The organism is Rubrivivax sp. A210 (assembly GCF_904426505.1).
Taxonomy (GTDB): Bacteria; Pseudomonadota; Gammaproteobacteria; order Burkholderiales; family Burkholderiaceae_C; genus Rubrivivax.
The window spans coordinates 37,823-60,191 of sequence record NZ_CAJGBN010000006.1; the positions used below are offsets into that span (position 1 = coordinate 37,823).

The following is a 22,369-nucleotide window of genomic DNA, read 5'->3' on the forward strand; positions in this document are numbered from 1 at the left end:
GCCTCAGATCACATGGCTGGCGGTGACGATGGCGTCGTCAATCAACAACTGGGCGTGAGCTGCGGTGTCTTGATAGACCTTGTAGGTGTGGTTGCTGTCAGCGGCATCCGTGTAGGTAATTCCCGTCGCCGTCCAACCCGAACCAATATTCACGGTGTCCCCCGCATCACCCTTGATCATCAATTGATGGAATCGGTCTGCAGTGGCTGCGCCATCCACATTGAAAAGGTTCATACCGGACATATCGATCACATCTTTGGCACGAATCGTCAGTGTGTTGGCAGCCGTATCGGTGGCGAGATCGATCTTCTCGATGCTCTCGATCCGGCTGAAGCCGCCCGGCGTGCCACCACCCAAATTGGTGATCCCCGTCAGGTCGAGAGTAGCGCCGCCCGTTACTTGCAGGGTATCCAGGCCGGTGCCGCCGGCAACCCGCGCCAGCTGGCCATCGGTAACGCCAGCAAACAACTTGCTGATGTTGTCGGCGTTAAGCACAAACACATCGTTTCCTGCACCGGCGTACATGACATCCGCCCCGCCGTTACCTGTGAGCGTGTCGTTGCCAGCGCCCGCCGCAAATGTTTCGCCAATGGCAGTACCGTCGAGAGAGTTAGCGGACGTGTCACCCATGAAATCGACGGTGGTGGCAAATTGCTCGCCACCAAAAACAATGGCAGTTTGGCCAGCGTTCGTACGCCCTCCAGGATTCGCATTACTTGCGCCAATCAGCAGGTCAGATAGCCCATCCCCATTGACATCGCCGGCTGACGACACCGAGAAACCACTCGCTTCCCCTGTGCACACACCATTGATAATGAATCCACCATTACCTGCTGCAATATCGGAAAGCTCAACTGCCGTTGTCGCCGTTCTCCCATAGACGACGTAGGTTCGCCCTTTATTTCCTAGGAACCTATGGGCGGAAATCAGCATATCGCCCAAGCCATCGCCGTTCATGTCACCGGCTGACGAAACGTCAGAGCCGGTTAGCGAGCCGGAACACATCCCGTTGATGACGAAACCGCCTACACCCCCAATAACGGCCGACAGTTCCACTGCCGCCGAACCGGTTCTGCCAAAGATGACATAGCCTCGTCCCTCATTTGAACCATGTGGGTCAGCGGCTGTGTTCGCAACAATCAGGTCTGCGAGGTTGTCGCCGTTTACATCACCGATGGAGGCACCACTTTGGCCGTTCAAATTCCCCCCTGTCTCCAAATTGGTCGCCGCATTGATCTTGAAGCCACCGGCTCCCAGGTTGCTCAATTGAACGATGGAGACATCGGTTTTGCCAAACACCACGTAATTCTCCGCGCGCCCGGAGCCAACCAGCAGGTCGGCCAAGCCGTCGCCATTGATGTCTCCTGCGGAGGAAAGAGAAGCGCCGTCCTGAATGTCCCCAACACCGCGGCCATCAATCATGAAATAACCGGCGTTGGTAGTCGTATCACCTTTTGATGGCAAATTGATTGCCGTAGAACTGGATTTGCCAAAAACGACATAAGACACATCGGAAACACTGCCAACAACGATATCGCTACTGCCATCACCGTTGACATCGCCGGCCACTGCGACGTCCGACCCAAGGCCGTAGTTAGTGGTTGTGCCACCGGTAATCACAAAGCCGTTGGTCCCGATACTTGCCAAATTCACCGATGTCCCGCTGGTTTTTCCAAATACCACATAGCTGGCCCCGGACTGGGCGGCGTTTCTGGTTTCAATTGGGGCGCCAATCAGCAAATCGGCCAACCCGTCGCCGTTCATATCGCCAGCGGCCGATACGGCAAGACCCAATTGGCCGAGAGGCGTACCGTAATCAATGGCAAAGCCACCGCTGCCGAGTTTTACGGCAGAAAGCTCGACGGCGGCAGCGGTATCAGTTTTGCCAAAAACCACGTACCCACGGCCATACTGGCCCAGCATATAAGGCGCACCAATGAAGACGTCATCCAAACCATCGGCATTAACGTCTCCCGCTGATGACACTGAATACCCTGAAAGGCCACTGGCAGATTCACCATTGATAACAAAACCACCGAGCCCGTTGGCCACCGCCGATAACTCCACCACCGCAACTGGCACACGGAAATTCAAGGTGGTTGTATCCGAGATGCCAGCATACGGATTGTTGGTCGAATCCTTGATCACCCCGCTGAGCATCTGCACGTTGTAAGTGCCGGATTGCAAATCGGTGGCCGGATTGATGGTGAGGGTATTGCCGCTAATCGTTACCTGAGTGGTATCTGTAACGCTGATGGTCCGGGTATCGGTGCCATTGCTGATGACGATATTGCCGCTCCCCGCCACAACCGCCTCGCTGAAAGTGAGGACGATATTGCTGGCGGTGGCAACGCCTGTGGCATTGTCTGCCGGGCTGCTGCTGGCCAGCGTCGGTGCCACATCGACGACAGCACTGATGTTGCGCGTGATGTCGGTATCAACCAGCAATTGCGTTGCACTGGCTTGATCGTTGTAAATCGTATAAGTCTGGCCACCGACGGTGGTAGTGCCGAAGTCAGTCCATGTGCCGCTGGCATTGAGCACATCTCCGGCATGGCCATCGATCAGCAGTTGATGCTTCTGCACCTTGGCCCCCAGGTCTGTCCAGCCGTTACCGGCGTTGAAGACATTCATCCCGGCCATGTCGCGGATGTCGGCTGGAGCCAGCGTCAGTGTGTTGGCGCCGGCATCGGTTGCGAGGTCGATTTTCTCGATGCTCTCGATCCTGCTAAACCCATTTGGCGTGCCAGCGCCCACATTGGCAATCGCGGTCAGGTCGAGGTTGGCGCCGCCCGTCACTTGCAAAGTATCCAGGCCGGTGCCGCCGGCAACCCGAGCCAGCTGGCCATCGCTTACGCCAGCAGACAATTTACTGATGTTATCGGCGTTGAGTACAAACACATCGTTCCCTGCACCGCCATACATGACATCAGCCCCGCCGTTACCGGTGAGCGTGTCGTTTCCGGCGCCCGCCGCAAATGTTTCGCTACTGGCAGTGCCTACCAAAGAGTTGGCGAACGTGTCACCCAGGTAATCGACGGTGCTCGCAAATTGCTCACCACCGAAGACCACGTAGGTTTGACCCGCCGTCGTGCGCCCTCCAGGTCTTCCACTGGTCGCACCGATCAACAAATCAGATAAACCATCTCCATTGATATCGCCGGCTGACGACACCGAGGTACCGCTCGCTTGCCCACTGCTCGCACCATTGACAATGAATCCACCACTCCCTGCTGCAATATCGGATAACTCGACAGCCGTTGTCGCCGTTCTCCCATAGATGACGTAGGTACGCCCTGTGTTGGCATTGAACGCCTGGCTGGATACCAGCATATCGCCTAGCCCATCGCCATTCATGTCGCCAGCCGAGGAAATATCCCAGCCGGTCGCCTCGCCAGAACACATCCCGTTGATGATAAAACCGCCTGTGCCGCCAATTACCGACGACAACTCGATTGCCGCCGAACCGGCCTTGCCAAAGAGGACATAGCTTCGACCCGAAGTTGATCCATGCGGGGAAGCGAACGTGTTGGCAACGATCAGGTCAGCGAGTCCGTCTCCATTCACATCACCGATGGCGGCGCCGTTAAGACCGCTCGCATTCAGACCTGATTCCAATGCGGTTGCCGCATTGATCTTGAAGCCGCCTGCGCCCAGGCTGCTCAATTGCACGATTGAGGCATCGGTCTTGCCAAACACCACATAGTTTTCACTCAAACTGGAGTCAATCAGCAGATCGGCCAAACCGTCGCCGTTGACGTCCCCGGCTGAGGAAACGTGTAGGCCGTCATTGGCATTGCCAACACCGCGGCCATCAATCATGAAATAACCGGCGTTGGTGGTCGTCACACTCAGGGTAGGCAAAGTGACTGCGGTGGTACTGGATTTTCCAAAAACCACATAAGACACGTCGGGGTTGGCGCCAATGATGACGTCGCTGACGCCATCGCCGTTCACGTCACCTGCCGATGAGACCTCGTACCCCATGGCGTAATTGTCTGTGCCGCCGCCAATGACAAAGCCGTTGGATCCGATACTTGCCAAATTCACCGAAGTCCCGCTGGTTTTTCCGAAAACCACATAACTGGCGCCGGAGAAGTTTGCTGCTCTAGTTTCACTCTGGGCACTAATCAGCAAATCGGCCAGCCCGTCGCCGTTCATGTCGCCAGCTGAAGATACGGAAAAGCCCAACTTGCCAGAAGGCGAAGCGGAATCAATGGCAAAACCACCGCTGCCCAGTTTGACGGCAGACAGTTCGACGGCAACAGTGTTGTCCGTCTTGCCAAAAACGACATACCCACGCCCAGAACCGCCAAGCATGCCGCGCGCACCAATGATGACATCATTCAAACCATCGCCATTGACATCGCCCGCAGAGGACACTGACCACCCTGAAAGGCCACTGGCACACTCACCGTTGATCACGAAGCCGCCGGTTCCGCTCTCTACCGCAGACAACTCCACCACCGCGACGGGGGTTGCTGGTACACGGAAATTCAAGGTTGTTGCATCCGAGATGCCAGCATACGGATTGTTGGTCGAATCCTTGATCACCCCGCTGAGCATCTGCACGTTGTAAGTGCCGGATTGCAAATCGGTGGCCGGGTTGATGGAGAGGGTATTGCCGCTGATCGTTACCTGACTGGTATCTGTAACGCTGATGGTCCGGGTATCGGTGCCATTGCTGATCACGATATTACCCGTCCCAGCGACGATGGCCTCACTGAAGGTCAGCACGATGTTACTCGCCGCAGTAACTCCGGTAGCGTTATCTGCCGGGCTGCTGTTCACCAGGGTTGGTGCGGTATCGACGGGGGCCGTGATGTTCCTCGTGATGTCGGTATCCACCAGCAGCTGCGCAGCGCTCGTGGTGTCGTTGTAGACCGCATAGGTCTGGCCGCCCGCCGTGATGGTGCCGGCGTCGTTCCAGGTGCCGCTGGCATTGAGCACGTCACCGGCATCACCGTCCACCAGCAGTTGGTGGCGCGCCACGGCGGCACCCAAGCCGGTTCCGCCGTTGCCGTCGTTGAACAGGTTCATGCCGGCCAGGCCGTGAATGTCCGCGGGATCGAGCGTCAGCGTGTTGTTGCCGCTGCCCGTCAGGTCGATTCTCTCGATGCTGTCCAGGCGGCTGCCCCCGATGGCGTTGCCGGCGGCCTGATCGGCGATGGCGGTCAGGTCCAGGGTCAGGCCTGCCCCGTTCAGGGCCAGGGTGTCGATGCCACCCCCGCCATCGACGCGCACCAGCTGGCCACTGTTGCCACCGGCGCCCAGGTTTGACTGCAGCGCCGTGATCATGGCGCCGTCGATCTCGATGCGGTCGTTGCCGGCGCCGGCATACACCACGCTGGCCGCGGTGGCCGTGATGCTGTCGTTGCCGGTGTTGGCCACGATGGTCTTGGCGGTACCGCCGTCGTCCAGGGTGTCGTCACCCGAGGTTCCCACCACGTCGACGGCCGTGGCGGCGGCAAAGCCGCCACCGGTGCTGCCGAAGATGACGTAGCTGCGCCCTGCACCGCCCGCGTCGCCATTTCGCACGTAGTCACCGATCAGCAGGTCATCGAGTCCGTCACCGTTGACGTCACCCGCTGCCGAAACGCTGAAGCCGGCCCGACTGTTGGACCCATCGGTGTCGATGGCGAAGCCGCCGTTGCCGGCTGCGACCGCCGTCAGCTCGACGGCTGCCGTGCCCGACTTTCCGTACACCAGGTAGGAGCGCCCCACGCTGCGGTATAGCGGGGCGCCCACGATCATGTCGCCGAGGCCATCGCCATTGACATCACCGGCACCGGAAACGCTCCAGGCCGTTTGGGTAGGGTTGGTCTCGCCCGTGATCATGTAGCCCCCGGAGCCCGCTGCAACGGCCGAGAGATCGACGGCCAGCGCATCGGTCTTGCCGAAGACCACGAAGCTGCGGCCGGTGTCCAGACGACCCAGCACATTGGCGGTCGGCGCACCCACGATGAGGTCGGACAGCCCGTCGCCGTTGACATCGCCCACTGTCGAGACGCTGTAGCCGCTTTGACTCGAGTTGCTGCTGCCATCGGTGAAGCCGTTGATCAAGAAGCCGGTGGATTGGGTGGCCACTGCGGACAGTGCAATGGCGCCAGTGCCGGTCTTGCCAAAGGCCACATAGGTACGTCCCATGCCATCCCGGCTGCCGGCGCCGATGACCAGGTCAGCCAGGCCGTCGCCGTTGACGTCACCCGCCGCCGAGACGCTGGCGCCGCTGCCGATGGTTGACGCATCGGTCATGCTGCCGTTGACCACGAAGCCGCCACTGCCGGCGGCGACGGCCGAAAGTTCGACGGTCGCGCGGGTGCCGGCGGTGGTGCCGAAGACGATGTAGCTCTGGCCGCCGCCACCCGCACCCGGCGCGCCGACGATGATGTCCGCCAGGCCATCCCCGTTGACATCGCCTGCGCCCGAGACACTCACGCCAGCCCCGCCCTGGAAGCAGTGGCCATTGATGGCGAAGCCGGCGCTGCTGCCGCCTGCCGTCAGGCTGCTGAGCTGGATCGAGCCCGTGCTGGTCTTTCCGTAGACGACGAAGCTCTGGCCACCGTCCACACTGCCGTTCGGGTCTGCATAGATCGAGCCGACCAGCAGATCGGCCAGGCCGTCACCGTTCACGTCGCCGGCATCCGATACGGAATAGCCGGCCTGGCTGGTGCCTGAGCCGAACATGGCGAAGCCGCCGCTGCCGGCCGCAACCGCGCTGAGATGCACAGGCCCGGCCAAGGTGCTGGAGCCGAACACCACATAGGCCTTGCCGGGACGGGCGCTGGCATCGGCCGCGCCGATGATCAGGTCATCGAGTCCATCGCCATTGACATCCCCGGCATTGGAGACCGCATACCCGCTGCTATCGCTCAAGGCTTCACCCAGGATGGCAAAGCCTTCGGTGCTGCCGCCGGTGAGCGACTGCAGCCTGAATGCCGGGCTGACGGTTGCAAAGTTCAGCACGGTGGCATCGGCAATGCCCGCAAAGGGGTTGCCTGCCGCATCCCTCAGGGCCGTGGCGGCAATCAGCACGTTGTAGGCGCTGCCGGGCTGCAGGTCTGCCGTGGGGTTGATGGTGACGGTGCTGCCGCTGATGGTGACCTGGGTGGCGTCACCGATGCTGATGGTGCGGGTGTCCGTGCCATTGCTGATCACGATGTTGCCGCTGCCCGCCTGCACGGCTTCGCTGAAAGTCAGCACGAGGTTGTCGCCGGCATTCACGGTGCTGGCGTTGTCGGCCGGGCTGCTGCTGGACAAGGTGGGGGCCGTGGCATCGATGCGGAAGGCCTTGGCGGCACTGCTGGCGCCGGCATTGCCCGCCGCGTCACTGGCCTGCGCCGTGACCGAGTAGCTGGCGCTGGCGAGCGCGCTGCCCGGCGTGAAGGTCCATTGGCCCGCCGCATCGGCCGTGGTGCTGCCGAGCAGGGTGGCCCCGTTGAACAGGCTGACCGTCGCATTGGATTCGGCCGTGCCACTGAAAGTGGGCGTGGCGTCGTCGGTGATGCCCGCGTCGGCGATCAGGCCAGGGGTGCGCACGTTGTCTGACACGCTGACGATGGCCGGCGCTGCGGGTGCCGTGGTGTCGAGCGTGAAGTTGCTTGCGGCGCTGGCGGCACCTTCATTGCCGGCGGCATCGCTGGCCTTGGCGGTGATGGCATAGCTGCCCTCGGCCAGGGCGGCAGCGGGCGTGAAGGCCCAGTTGCCGGAGGCGTCCGCCGTGGTGCTGCCCAGCAGCGTGGTGCCGTTGTAGATGTTGACGGTGGCGTTGGCTTCGGCCGTGCCGGCGATGGTGGGTGTGGTGTCGTTGGTGATGCCTGCGTTGGCCACCGTGCCTGTCACCGGCGCGGCGTTGTCGCTGATGCTGGTGATGGCCGGCGTTGCGGGCGCCGTGGTGTCGAGCGTGAAGCTGCTGGCGGCGCTGGCCGCACCTTCGTTGCCGGCAGCATCGGTGGCCTTGGCAGTGATGGCATAGGTGCCATCGGCCAGGGCCGATGCGGGCGTGAAGGCCCAGTTGCCGGAAGCGTCTGCCGTGGTGCTGCCCAGCAGTGTGGCGCCGTTGTAGACGTTGACGGTGGCGTTGGCTTCGGCCGTGCCGGCGATGGTGGGTGTGGTGTCGTTGGTATTGCCTGCGTTGGCAACAGTGCCTGTCACCGGCGCGGCGTTGTCGCTGACGCCGGTGATAGCCGGCGCTGCAGGGGCCGAGGTGTCCAGCGTAAAGTTGCTTGCGGCGCTGGCGGCACTCTCGTTGCCAGCGGCGTCGGTGGCCTTGGCGGTGATGGCGTAGGTGCCATCGGCCAGGGCCGATGCGGGCGTGAAGGCCCAGTTGCCGGAAGCGTCTGCCGTGGTGCTGCCCAGCAGCGTGGCGCCGTTGTAGACGTTGACGGTGGCGTTGGCTTCGGCCGTGCCGGCGATGGTGGGCGTGGTGTCGTTGGTGTTGCCTGCGTTGGCAACAGTGCCTGTCACCGGTGCGGCGTTGTCGCTGATGCTGGTGATGGCCGGCGCGGCGGGCGCCGAGGTGTCGAGCGTGAAGCTGCTGGCGGCGCTGGCGGCGCTCTCGTTGCCGGCGGCATCGGTGGCCTTGGCGGTGATGGCGTAGGCGCCCTCGGCCAGGGCCGCTGCGGGGGTGAAGGCCCAGTTGCCGGAAGCGTCTGCCGTGGTGCTGCCCAGCAGCGTGGCGCCGTTGTAGACGTTGACGGTGGCGTTGGCTTCGGCCGTGCCCGTGATGGTGGGCGTGGTGTCGTTGGTGCTGCCTGCGTTGGCCACCGCGCCTGTCACCGGCGCTGCGTTGTCGCTGATGCTGGTGATGGCCGGCGCGGCGGGCGCCGAGGTGTCGAGCGTGAAGCTGCTGACGGCGCTGGCGGCGCTTTCGTTGCCGGCGGCATCGGTGGCCTTGGCGGTGATGGCATAGGTGCCCTCGGCCAGGGCGGCAGCGGGCGTGAAGGCCCAGTTGCCGGAGGCGTCCGCCGTGGCGCTGCCCAGCAGTGTGGCGCCGTTGTAGACGTTGACGGTGGCGTTGGCTTCGGCCGTGCCCGTGATGGTGGGCGTGGTGTCGTTGGTGTTGCCTGCGTTGGCCACCGTGCCGGTCACCGGCGCGGCGTTGTCGCTGACGCCGGTGATGGCCGGCGCTGCGGGCGCCGTGGTGTCCAGCGTGAAGTTGCTTGCCGCGCTGGCGGCGCTTTCGTTGCCGGCGGCGTCGGTGGCCTTGGCGGTGATGGCGTAGGCGCCCTCGGCCAGGGCCGATGCGGGGGTGAAGGCCCAGTTGCCGGAGCCGTCTGCCGTGGTGCTGCCCAGCAGCGTGGCGCCGTTGTAGACGTTGACGGTGGCGTTGGCTTCGGCCGTGCCGGCGATGGTGGGCGTGCTGTCGTTGGTGATGCCTGCGTTGGCCACCGTGCCGGTCACCGGCGCGGCGTTGTCGCTGACGCTGGTGATGGCCGGCGCTGCGGGCGCCGAGGTATCCAGCCTAAAGGTGCTCGCGGCGCTGGCGGCGCTTTCGTTGCCGGCGGCGTCGGTGGCCTTGGCGGTGATGGCATAGGCGCCCTCGGCCAGGGCCGATGCGGGCGTGAAGGCCCAGTTGCCGGAAGCGTCTGCCGTGGTGCTGCCCAGCAGCGTGGCGCCGTTGTAGACGTTGACGGTGGCGTTGGCTTCGGCCGTGCCCGTGATGGTGGGCGTGCTGTCGTTGGTCTGGCCTGCGTTGGCAACAGTGCCGGTCACCGGCGCGGCGTTGTCGCTGACGCCGGTGATGGCCGGCGTTGCGGGTGCCGTGGTGTCGAGCGTGAAGCTGCTGGCGACGCTGGCCGCACCTTCGTTGCCGGCGGCATCGGTGGCCTTGGCGGTGATGGCATAGGTTCCATCGGCCAGGGCCGATGCGGGCGTGAAGGCCCAGTTGCCGGAAGCGTCTGCCGTGGCGCTGCCCAACAGCGTGGCGCCGTTGTAGACGTTGACCGTGGCGTTGGCTTCTGCCGTGCCCGAGATGGTGGGTGTGGTGTCGTTGGTGTTGCCTGCGTTGGCAACAGTGCCGGTCACCGGCGCGGCGTTGTCGCTGACGCCGGTGATGGCCGGCGCTGCAGGGGCCGAGGTGTCCAGCGTGAGGGTTTGCACGGCGCTGGCGGCACTCTCGTTGCCAGCGGCGTCGGTGGCCTTGGCGGTGATGGCGTAGGCGCCATCGGCCAGGGCCGATGCGGGCGTGAAGGCCCAGTTGCCGGAGGCGTCAGCCGTGGTGCTGCCCAGCAGCGTGGCGCCGTTGTAGACGTTGACGGTGGCGTTGGCTTCGGCCGTGCCGGCGATGGTGGGTGTGGTGTCGTTGGTACTGCCTGGGTTGGCCACCGTGCCGGTCACCGGCGCTGCGTTGTCGCTGACGCTGGTGATGGCCGGCGCTGCAGGGGCCGAGGTGTCCAGCGTGAGGGTTTGCACGGCGCTGGCGGCACTCTCGTTGCCAGCGGCGTCGGTGGCCTTGGCGGTGATGGCATAGGTTCCATCGGCCAGGGCCGATGCGGGCGTGAAGGCCCAGTTGCCGGAAGCGTCGGCCGTGGTGCTGCCCAGCAGCGTGGCGCCGTTGTAGACGTTGACGGTGGCGTTGGCTTCGGCCGTGCCGGCGATGGTGGGCGTGCTGTCGTTGGTGTTGCCTGCGTTGGCCACCGTGCCGGTCACGGGAGCGGCATCGTCCGTCACGCGGGCGATGCCTGGCGCTGCCGGGGCCGTGGCATCGATGGTGATGCTCAAGGCGGGACTGGCAGCGCTGATGTTGCCCGCTGCATCGACGTACCTGTAGGCCATGCGCCTGACGCCATCGGACAGCGGGCTGTCGGGGGTGATTTCGCCGGTGACGGGGTCATAGGTGGCGGCCACGGCCACGTCGTCCACCAGCAAGGTGACGGTACGGGCATCGGAGGGCAAGGATCCGATGGCAAAGGTGGGGGTGGTGTCCTGGGTGACGTCGTCCGTGCTGCTGCCACCCGTGTCGCTGGCAGCGCTCAGGTCAGGGGCGGCGGCGGGTGTGGCTGGGGCCGTGGTGTCCAGGGTGAAGCTGCGCACGGCGCTGGCAGGGCTTGTGTTGCCTGCGGCATCGGTGGCGTTGGCGGTGATGGCGTACGCGCCCTCGGCCAGAGGGCTGACCGGTGTGAAGGTCCAGGCACCGTCGGCGCCTGCCGTGGTGGTGCCCAGCAAGGTGCTGCCGTTGTAGAGGTTGACCGTGGCGTTGGCCTCGGCCGTGCCGGCAATCAGGGGCGTGCTGTCGTTGGTGATGCCTGCGGCGGCCACGTCGCCGGTCACCGGCGCCGCGTCATCGCTCACGCGGCTGACAGCCGGGGCGGCCGGTGCCGCGGTGTCGATGCTCAGGTTGAGGCTTGGGCTGGCAGCACTGAAGTTGCCCGCCAGGTCGATCAAGCTGAAGCTCACGGTGTGGTCACCGCTTGCCAGCGGCTGGCTCAAGACAAAGTCGCCCGTGCTCGTGTTGTAGGTGCCGGCAACGGCGGCGCCGTCCACCGTGACTTCCACCGCCGTGACTTCGCCCGCAATCAGGCCGCTGCCCAGGTTGATGGTGGGTTGGGTGACGCTGGTGACATCGTCGGTACTGCTTGCGCCACTGTCGTGGGCGGCCACCAGGTCGGGGGCTGCGCCTGGTGCGGCGGGGCCCGTGGCGTCCACCACGGCGCTTCGGACCGCGGAAGCACCGTTGCTGGTGGGCGTGCCGTCGTTGATGCCGGCGGTTCCGGCGCTGACCCAGCTCACTTGCAGGTTGTGGCTGGCGTCGCTGAGGGGCGGCGTGGTGAACGACCAGGTGCCGGTCACGCTGTCCACCACCGCATCACCCAGGTAGGTGTTGCCATCCCACACGCGCAGATGGTTGCCGCTGGCCGAGCCGGTCATGCCCGACAGGGTCAGGGTGGCATCGTTGGTCAAGCCCCCATTGGCGACTTCGCCGGTGTGCAGTGCCCTGTTGTCGAGCACACTGTCCAAGGTCGGGGCGCTGATGTCCACCGTGACGGCTGCCGTGCGCGGCGCCGGGTTGCCCGCCGGGTCGGTGGCGGTCACGGTCACCACGGTGGCGTTGGGCACCTGGTTGGCGGGGCTGTAGCTCCAGCTGCCGTTGGCATTGGCGACCACCGTGGCCGTCTTGGGCACACCGCTCTCGGTCCACGTCAGCGTGACCGTGTCGCCGGGCGCGGCACTGCCGGCGAATGCGCGGCCTGAACTGGGGTTGGCCGTGGGGTCCAGCGCGGGGCCCGTGGCATCGATCGTGATGGCCAAGGGGGCACTGGGGGCACTCTCGTTTCCGGCGCCATCCACCAAGGTGTAGGTGATGGACCTGGCGCCTTGAGCGAGGGCCGCTGTGGGCGTGAGGGCACCGGTGCCGGCATCGTAGTTGGCGGCCACGGCCACGCCGTCGATGTAGAGCCTGGCCAGGGCTGCGCCGCCCGGCAAAGTGCCGATGGCAAAGCTGGGCGTGGTGCTGCGGGTCAGGTCATCGGTGGGGCTGAGGCCGGTGTCGCTGGCGGCGCTCAGGTCGGGGGTGTTCAGGGGCGCTGAAGGCACCGAGGTATCCACGGTGACCGTCAATGCCGGGCTTCGAGCGCCGCTGTTGCCGGCCGCATCGGTGTAGCCGTAGCGGATGGCGTGTACGCCGTCGGCCAGTGCAGCGCTGGGTGTCAGGCTGCCGGTGGCGGGGTCATAGCTGGCCGCCACTTCGATGCCGTCCACGAAGAGTTGGATGCTTTCGCCCGCAGCAGGCGCGGCAACGCCAAAGCCGGGGGTGTTGTCGGCGCTGATGTCGTCGGTCGCGCTGGCACCGGTATCGCTGGCTGCGAGCAGGTCGGGGGCTGCGGGTGCCGCCGGTGCGGTGGTGTCGATGGTGACGGGCAGGCCGGGGCTGCGGGCGCCGATGTTGCCTGCGGCATCTACATAGCCGTAGGCCATGCTGTGCAAGCCGTCGCCCAGAGGCTGGGTCGGTGTGAGCGTGCCAAGGCCCGCGTCGTAGACAGCGGCCACTTCGACACCATCGACATAGAGCTTGATGCTCTCGCCGACGGCCGGCGCGGTGACGGCAAGGCCTGGGGTGACGTCGGCGGTGATGTCGTCGGTGGTGCTGGCACCGCTGTCGCTGCTGGACAAGAGGTCGGGGGCGGCGGGTGCAGCCGGCGCGGTGCTGTCAATGGTCAGGCTGAACGCGGACGAGGCCCCGTTGCTCGCAAGGCTGCCATTGGAGGTGTTGGCCGTGCCCCCGGTGACCCATTGCGCGGTCAGGGCATGGCTGCCCTCTGCCAGGGCGGTGGCGGGGGCAAAGCGCCAGGTGCCGGTGGCGGCATCCACGGTGGCATCGCCCAGGTAATTGCTGCCATCGAAGATGCGCAAGAAATCGCCGGCAACGCTGCCGGTGTTGGTGCCGACATGGCCGCTGAGCGTGGGCTGGGTGTCGTTGGTGCTGCCATCGCGGGCCACGCTGCCCAGGACGCGGGCAACGTCGTCGGTCACGCTGTCGATGGTGGGGCCGGCCACACTGACGGTGACCGTGGCGCTGCCGGGAGCCGGGTTGCCCGCGGGGTCGGCCGCGGTGACGGTGACCACGGTGCCATCCCCGAGGTTCAGGGCGGGTGCGCCCGCTTCGGGGTAGCGCCAGCCGCCATCGGCATTGGCCACGACGGTGGCGGCTTGCGGCGTGCCACCGGCGGGTGTCCAGTTCAGGGTCACGGTATTGCCGGGCTCGGCAACGCCGGTCAACAGGCGCCCGCCACTGGGGTTGGCCAAGGGGGCGATGGGCGCGGCCGTATCGATGGTGATGTTCAGTCCCGCGCTGGCCGGGCCGACACTGCCTGCGGCATCGGCATAGCGGTAGCTGATGGCGTGGGAGCCCTCACCCAGCGCATGGACCGGCGTGAGTTCACCATTGACCAAGCTTGCCGCCACCTCCACGCCATCCACATAAAGCCTGGCGGTGTCGCCGGCGGCCGGTGCGGCAATGGCGAAGCCGGGGGTCGCATCGTGGGTGATGTTGTCGGTGGCGCTGGCGCCGGTGTCGCTGGCGGTGGTGAGATCGGGGGCTCCCGCCGGCATGGGCGGCGCCGTGGTGTCCACCGTGATGGAGAGTGCCGGGCTGGCCGCGCTGCGGTTTCCGGCGGCGTCGACATACCTGTAGGTGATGGCCCTGGTGCCGTCGGACAGTGCGACCGCAGCGCCCAGTTCACCCGTGGCGGGGTCGTAGACGGAGGCGACTTCCACGCCGTCGACGAAGAGCGAGACCCCCGCGGCGCCGGCCGGCAAGGCGCCGATCTGGAAGACGGGCGTGGGGTCGGCCGTGAGCTCATCGGTGCTGCTGACACCGGTGTCGCTGGCGGCAGCCAGATCGGGGGTCCCTGCGGGCCCGGTCGGCGCCGTGCTGTCGATGGTGAGCGTGAGCGCCGGGCTGGGGGCACCGAGATTGCCCGCAGCATCCGCGAGCCGATAGGCAAGGCTGTGGGTGCCTTCGGCGAGGGCTGTGCCGGGCACGAAGTCGCCGGTGGTCGGGTTGTAGGTGCCTGCGATCTCGGTACCGTCGACCGACACCACGAGCCGGGCCACATCACCCTCGATCAGGCCGGAACCCAGATTGAGCGTGGGCAGGGTCCTGTGGGTGATGTTGTCGCTGGAACTGCTGCCGCTGTCGTCCGGGGCCACCAGGTCTGGCGCATTGACCGGCGCACCCGGTGCCGTGGTGTCTACCGTGACGCTGTACACCGCGGATCCGCCGCTGCTGATGGGGGTGTTGCCGGCACTGACCCATTTGACGCTCAGGTTGACGGCAGCTTCGGCCAGCGGCGTGGGGGGCGTGAAGCTCCAGGTTCCTTCGCTGGCGTTGATGGTGGCATCGCCCAGATGGGTGTTGCCATTGAATACCTTCAGCACATCGCCTGCGCCGCCGCCGGCCGTGCCGGTGGTGCCGCTCAAGGTGGGGGTGGTGTCGTCGGTGCGGGCGTTGCCGGCCACGCTGCCGGTGATGCGACCGGCGTCGTCCAGCACGCTGTCTAGGGTGGGGGGCAAGGTATCGACCACCACGCTGCCGGTGCGTTGGGCAGGGTTGCCGGCTGCATCGACCGATGCCACGGTGATGACGGTTCCGTTTGGAATGCCAGCCGGCAGCAAGCCGGTGCCCGGGTAACGCCAGTTGCCATTGGCATCGGCTGTCAGGGTGGCCGTCTGGGGCGTGCCGTCCGTCCAGTTCAGCGTCACCGTGGTGCCGGGTTCGGCGGTGCCGGTGAAGAGTCGTCCGCCGCTGGGGTTGGCCGTGGGGGTGGCGGCCTCCGTGGTGTCGATCGTCACGGCCAGGGCCGGGCTTTGCGGGCCTTCGTTGCCCGCCGCATCGACATGGCTGTAGGTGAGGGTCTTGACACCGTCGCCGAGTGCCGCGGTGGGCGTGAGCTCCCCATTGACATAGCTGGACGCCACCTCAAGCCCGTTGACGTAGAGCTTGACCGTGTCGCCGGGGGCGGGAGCGGCAATGGCCAGGCCGGGTGTGGTGTCGTGCGTGATGTTGTCGGTGGCGATGCCGCTATCACTGGCGGCCGCGAGGTCGGGCGCAGCGGAAGGGGCCGAGGGCGCGAGGGTATCGATGCCGAAGGAGTGAACGCTGCTGGCCGGGCCTTCGTTGCCGGCCGCGTCCATGGCCTTGGCGCTCAGCTCGTAGTGGCCATCTGCCAGGGGCGTAGCCGGGGTGAAGCTCCAATGGCCGGCGCTATCGGCCCGGGCCGATCCGATCACGGCATTGCCCTGGTAGAGCGTGACCGTGGTGTGGGCCTCGGCCGTGCCCGCGACGGTGGGGGTGCTGTCGTTGCTGCTGCCGTTGTTGGCCACGGTGCCCGTCACGGGCGCGGCATTGTCGGAAACGCCGGTCATCGTGGGTGCGGCTGGGGCGGCACTGTCGATCGTGACGGACAAGGCCGGGCTGGCAGCGCCAGCAAAGCCGCCCCGCAGGTACCGGAAGCTGATCGCGCTGACGCCATCACCCAGCGGCGTGCCGGGGGACAATTCACCGTTGGCAGCGTTGTAGGTGGCGGCAACCACCTGGCCATCGACCAGAAGTTCCACCGCGTTCACGCCAGCCGGCAAGGGCCCGACATTGAAGATGGGGGTCCGGGTGCTGGTCACATGGTCTGTCGCGCTGGCACCGGTGTCGCTGATGACCGCGAGGTCGGGCAAGGCGGTGGGGGCCGACGTGTCCACCACGATGATCACCGCCGGACTGGCCGTGTTGTTGCCTACCTTGGTGGTGATGGCGATGTTCCCATCGCCTGCCGCCGCAATGACATTGGCGGCCACCGCAATGGTGGCCACACCGGCAGCGACGTCGTTGGCCGTCAGGGTGTAGTCGAAGCTCTGCGACCCCCAGACCACATTTACCACCGTGCCGGCAGTGGCCGTGCCGATGGCGGCCTTGATGCTGGTCCCCGCGCCGGCTTCGGTCGCGGTGTTCAGGCCATCGGTGGCACTCGCCACCCAAGGAGCCTTCTGGCTGTTCTGAACAGTCAAGGCCGCCGCACCTGCCTGGGCACCTGACTCGAACGCCGAAGCGCCCGCATCCATCAGGTCCACCCCCGTCTGCTTGATGGCCAACTGGGTCGGGTCCGCCGGGCTGGTCACCAGGGCGTCCTGCAGCCGTTGCAGCGTGGCGTCGATGCTGCCACTCACGGCATCCGCACCCGACAGCGCCGCCAGCACCTGGCCGTATTGCTCTGCTGCACTGACGCCGTTGCCTTCGTCGTAGGCGGCATCCAGGACAGTGACAGCCGGCCCCGTGATGTCGGCCACGCCGAAGATGCGAGCGATCTTCTGATTGGTCAGCACATCGGACTCGGTCACGCGGTTGCCGGTGAGGCCGGCGCTGCGTGCAGCCAACTCCGTCAGGGGAGACACGGTCACGGCGACGTTGGAACTGCCGTCCACCACGGCCATGGCGCGCAATTCGGTATTCAGGCTGCGCGCCGCGCCGGTCGTTTCGTCATTGAAATCGGCAGCGACGCCATTGTTGTCAGTGAGCTTGACCAGGATGGCACCACGGTAGCCGTTGGTGATGGTGGCCACGTATTGCCCGGTGACGGGGTTGAGTTGCCCTTGGGCCAGGAAGTTGCCATCCTTGTCGTAGATGTCGACCTGGTCTGCTGCAATGAATTTGCCTGCCAGGGCGGTGACGGTGATGGTGTAGGCCTGGCTGCCACCCCCTGAACTCTGGCTGCCCAGGGTAGCCACCAAGCCCATGCCGGCTGCGGCGGCCCAGGCTGGCGTCAGCCACGCCGCATGGGATGCCGGGGGAATGTAGGTAGACATGCCGGCCTGGGTGCTGAAGCCCGCCAGGCTCTCGCTGATGCCCAGGTTCTGCACCAGCGGAGATGTTTCGCCATAGGCATAGACCAGGCCGCCGCCATCGCCCAGCGGGGCACCCACGGGACTGTCGCCAGAAATGACGTAGCCCGTTGAGTTATCGCCCGCCAGGTTCACCGCGCAGGCTGCGGCACGGCATTCGCCGTAGAAGTCTTCCAGCACCAGCTGCTTGTCGCCCAGAACGACAATGTGCAAGTCATTGGCATGTCGACTTGCCGACACCTGGGTGGCATCGACCTCCTGACCGTCAGCGCCGGCCATGACACGGTAGTGGCTGCCGGCCTTCGCCTTGACCCGTGTGGTGCGGCCTTTCTCAAGTACCCAGCTTTCAGCATGATCCGACTTGAGTTGAATCCTGGCGTTGGGCGTTTGCAGGGCAGTCATGGGGAATCCTTCCTGGAAGGGGTTGACGTTCAGCGCTCGGTCATGGCTCCGCCAAAGGCGCGCGCAATGGGTTTGGTGAGGTATTGCAGGACGGTTCTGTGGCCGACCTGTATGTCGGCCGTTGCCGTCATGCCGGGCTTGATATCGGCGCTGCGCAGCTTGTGGTGAAGAGCCAGCTTTTCCAAGGTCAGGCGTATGCGGCCGCGGTAGGCTGTGAGCGGCTGGCCATTCGGGCCGGGCTCGGTCAGCGTGTCAGAACCCAGGTAAACCAATTCGCCCTGCGCACTGCCATAAAGCGTGTAGTCAAAGGCGTCCAGACGCAGTTGAACGGGCAGGCCCACGCGCAGCAAGCCGATATCGGTCGGGTTCAACTTCACTTCGAGCAGCAACTCACCATCGGTCGGGGAGATCTGCATCACCTCGTCACCGGCCCGCAACACGCCGCCCACGGTGTTGAAGCGCAGGTACTTCACGACACCGTCCATCGAAGCGGTGAGCGCCGTGTGGTCCAGCACATTGCGTCGCTCGTCGCGGCGAAAGCGCTGCCCGGCGAGTTCCTCTTCCAGCTTTGCGGCTTCGGTGCGGGCCTCTTGCCGGTACTTGCTTTGCAACTCCTGCATCTTGGCCTTCAGCTCCAGCACCTGGCGCCGGGCCCGCAGCAGTTCAACCTGGCTGATATCGCCGCTGGCCATCAGCTTCTCGTTGATGCGCAACTCCTCGCTGGCCAGGCGCAGGGAGTCATCGAGCGCCGCGACCGCTTCGCTCAGGCTTTGCTGGCGCTGCGCATAAAGTGCCATCTGGGCCGCTACCAGATGGGCGTGCGCGGCCAAGGCGCGCCCAAAGGCAGGCGCGCGGCCTTCGGCCTCCGCATGCGCTCGCTCAAGGGCGGCGGCCAGGGCGGCCACCTTGGATTGGCTCTCATCGAAAGAGGCACGAGCCCGTTCGGTTTCCAGCACCGCCAGCACCTGGCCCTGCGTGACGCGGTCGCCCTCCTGCACCCGAATGGCAGACAGCACGCCACCGTCAACAGCCTGGATGATCTGGGTGCGCGCGCCGGGGATGACCTGCCCCTGGGTGCGCACGGTCTGCTCGATCTCGAAGTAGCCGGCCCAGGCCAGGAAAAGCACCAGGCCCAGGGTCATCACGGGCAGAACCCGCAGGGTCGGCAGCTTCATGCGGGGACCGCGGCAACAACCGGGACAGCGCCGGTGGCTTGCACAGGAGCCCCTTGCAGGCGCTCCATCACACTGGCCGTAGGCCCATCCATCACGATGCGGTGGTTGGCAATGACGATCAGCCGATTGACCAGGTTCAGCATCTCGGGCTTGTGCGTGACCAGCACCAGGGTGTCGTCGGCTGCAAGCGTCTGCTGCAGCAGGGCAGTGATCTGACGCTCGCTCTGGCTGTCCACCGCCGCCGTGGGCTCATCGAGCAGCCAGATGCGGGGCCTGCGCAGGAACACCCGCGTCAGATTGACCATTTGGCGCTGCCCGCCCGAGAGCCCGCTGCCGCCTTCGTAGATCTCTTGTTGCAGCCCGCGCGGATGCACCGCGATCACCGAGGCAAACAGTCCGGTTCGCTGCGCGACCCTGACCAGGACTTCGTCGCCCGGGTCCACCATGCCGAGCACCAGGTTGTCGCGCAGGGTGCCGGCAAACAGGCGTCCCTCCTGCTGCAGATAGCCCACGTGTTCGGCCAACAGGGGTTTGGAGAGCTGGGCCAGGTCTACGTCATCCAGCCGGATGCTGCCCTCTTGTGGCTTGTACATGCCCGAGAGCAGGCGCAGCAATGTGGTCTTGCCCGCGCCCACCGGGCCGACGATGCCGACGCGCTCGCCCGCCACAATGCGCAGTTCCGGGATGTGCAGGGCAGGCTGGGCACCGTACTGCAGCGTGACGCCCTGCATGCGGTAGTCACCGCGAAGCTGATCGACCAGGACCGGTGTGTGGTCATGGTGATCGTCCTGCAGGCGCCAGAGCTGGTCCAGCCCTTCGAGCGCCGCCCGGGTATGGGCCCACTGCATCAGCTGGCCGGCAATCAAGGCCACCGGGCCCAGCACGCGCCCGGCCAGGATCGAGCAGGCAATCAGGGCGCCCATGGTGAGTTCGTTGCGCGCGACCATCCAGGCGCCGAAGGCCACCAGCAGGATGTAGCTGAACTGCTGGAAGGCGCCCATCATCTGTTGGTACTGCTCGCTCAGGCGACGTGAATCCATCTCGGCCTGGCGCGACTGGTCGGTGCTCTTGAGCCAGCGGCCCAGCATGCGCCAGCCTCCCTGGCCGGACTTGATGGTCTCGGCGCCTTCGATGGTTTCCACCAGCAGGCCGGTCTTGAAGTTGCCGGCCGCGCTCGCCGCCTTGGCAGCACGCTGCATGCGGCCGTGCATCCAGAGACTGGTGCTGACCGCGGCGACAAAGAAGAACAGCGGAATGGCCGCCAGCATGCCGCCCAAGGCTGCGATCAGCGCCAGGAACACCAGCATGAAGGGCAAATCGATCAGCGCACTGCCCGCGGCCTGGGTCAGAAAGGCGCGCACCATCTCGTAACCGCGCAATTGCCCGGAGAGCGTGCCCACGCTGCGGGGCATCTGATCCAGCCGAACCGACAACAGGCGCAGGAACACCGTGCGGGCCAGGCGCTGGTCCATGCGCTCGATCAGTTGATCATGCAATTGCGAGCGGGCACGCCTTGCCAGCCAATCCAGGCCGACGGCAGCCAGCGCTCCCAGGCTCAGCACCAGCAGCGTCTGCAAGGCACCGGCCGGAATCACGCGGTCGTACACCTGCATCGAGTAGAACGAGACAGCAATGCCCAGCACGCCGATGACCAGACCGCCGAGCGAGGCTTCCAGCAACAGCGCACGGTGGCTCAGCACCTCGGCCTGGATGATGGCCAGAACCGGACTTGCGCCCGCCCGAAACGGCGCGGAAAGGCGCAGGCTCGCCAAGGCAAATTCATCCAGTGTGCTGCGCGCTTCCTCGGTCCACTGCTTCTGGTCGCCCTGCCATTGGCTGAGAATCCAGAGCCCCTGGCCGTTGCGGCCCAGGATGAGGCCGAATTCACCCGCTGCCCCACAGGCCAGCATCGGCAGCTGCGAGCCGTCGGGCTCCTTGATCCAGCGCGGCGCATCGATTCCCAGGTGGGCCGCGAAGGACTTGAACTGTTGCTGCACCGGAGTACCCGCGGCTTGTGCGACGGATACGGCCTCCTGCAGGGCCAGGCGATCCACACTTTCCCGCTGAAGCTCACTCAGGCGGATGAGGGTGCGGAGCAAGGCGCTTTCGGTCATGGCGGCGTCAACAGGTGTTCGTAGTCGGTGACGGCCAGCAGGCGCCAAAATGCCACCAGACGGGTGGCCTCCAGATCTGCCATCTGCGTTTCGAGTTGAATGTGTTCGCGCGCAGAGTTCATCAGGTCTTGCCAGGTCTTGCGGCCCGACAGAAATTGCCGGTCCCATGATTGCTGAACCAGTTGGGACTTGGCTGCCCCCTGCTGCAACGCGAGGCGGCGCGCATCGGACTGCACAAGCACGGTGTGGTCCACCATGACCTGCTCTTGCAAGCCCAGTCGTTGCACCTCGATCTCAGCCAGGGCGGCGTCCTGCTGACCCCGGGCCTCGGCAATCGAGGATTGGGTCGAGAGGCCCGCGCCGAAACGGGTGCTCAGGCCGATGAAAGCGCGCGTCACCGGCGCCCGCCCGGGCGCGCTGTAGTTGCCGAACTGACGCTCCAGTCGGGCATAGACTTCGGGCCACTGGTCGGCTTGACGCTCGGCAACCAGACTGGCTTGCGACTGTGCGATGGCGCGATACCGGGCCAGCGTAGGGGAACTGTCCTGCGCCTGCCGCAGCAACTGTTCCAGCGTGTGGGCCAAAGGGTGGGCCGTGGCCGCCCGCTGCGCCAACTCCGGCTCGAGAACCGGGCGCCCGGCCAACTGGGTGAGCTTGAGCATGGCGGTCTGCTTTTGCGTGCCGCTCGCCAGCGCATCCGCTTCCAGCATGGCCAGCCGTTCTTCCGCCAGGATCTGGTCACTCGGTGCGGACTGTCCTTCCTGCACCCGGCGAACCACCATGTCCTTCATCTGCTGATGCAGCACCAGGCCCGTGGCATAGATCTTCTGCTTGTCATGGGCAGCCGCCCATTCGCCATACGCCTGAATCACGCGCATCACAAGTTGCAGCCTGGACTCCGCCAGGAGCGCACTGTTGAGCAACACCGTGGCACGCGCTCTGTCCAGATTGGCTGACAAGCGGCCGGCATTCCACAGTGACTGGCGCAAGCCCAGAATGGTGACTTGCTTGTCCCCTGTGTAGCTGCTGTCACCGGCGCTGACCGCCGCGTTCTCGACGCTCAGTGAAGGCGTCGGGTAGAACTGCCACCGGGCACCTTCAACACCGGCTTCGGCCGCGCGCAGGGATGCGCCTTGCACCGCCAGTTGCGGATGGCGTGCCAGCACCTCCGCAATGAGAACCTGGAGCGAGCTTCCGGTCTGCGGAGCGGCCCAGGCGGCCCATGGCAGACTGCTGCCGATGGCGACGAGCCAGGCTGCAAGCACAGCGCACAAGCCCTTGCACCGCCACCCCTGGGGTGACCGACAAACCGGATTTCGAGCCCCCGGAATCATGACTGGCACAGAATTG

At 65.5% G+C, this 22,369-nt stretch carries 4 protein-coding genes; all 4 read right to left on the reverse strand.

Translation table 11 applies throughout. The features are described 5' to 3' along the window. Positions 1–3: 3 nt before the first annotated feature. From JMV16_RS06255 to JMV16_RS06270, 4 genes are read right to left on the reverse strand one after another with little or no spacing between them, the layout of a single operon-like run. Positions 4–17,730 carry an Ig-like domain-containing protein gene (locus JMV16_RS06255; RefSeq protein ID WP_201493332.1) on the reverse strand — a complete coding sequence of 5,909 codons (17,727 nt, stop codon included), beginning with the start codon at positions 17,728–17,730 and terminating at the stop codon, positions 4–6. 29 nt (positions 17,731–17,759) lie between these two features. Further along, entirely contained in the window at positions 17,760–18,905 is a 1,146-nt protein-coding gene (locus tag JMV16_RS06260; RefSeq protein WP_201493333.1) for an HlyD family efflux transporter periplasmic adaptor subunit, read from the reverse strand. Continuing rightward, positions 18,902–21,019 carry an ATP-binding cassette domain-containing protein gene (locus JMV16_RS06265; protein ID WP_201493334.1) on the reverse strand — a complete coding sequence of 706 codons (2,118 nt, stop codon included), beginning with the start codon at positions 21,017–21,019 and terminating at the stop codon, positions 18,902–18,904. Before JMV16_RS06265 ends, JMV16_RS06260 begins: the two co-directional genes overlap by 4 nt. Beyond that, positions 21,016–22,284 carry a TolC family protein gene (locus JMV16_RS06270; RefSeq protein ID WP_236580389.1) on the reverse strand — a complete coding sequence of 423 codons (1,269 nt, stop codon included), beginning with the start codon at positions 22,282–22,284 and terminating at the stop codon, positions 21,016–21,018. Before JMV16_RS06270 ends, JMV16_RS06265 begins: the two co-directional genes overlap by 4 nt. Positions 22,285–22,369 lie beyond the last annotated feature (85 nt).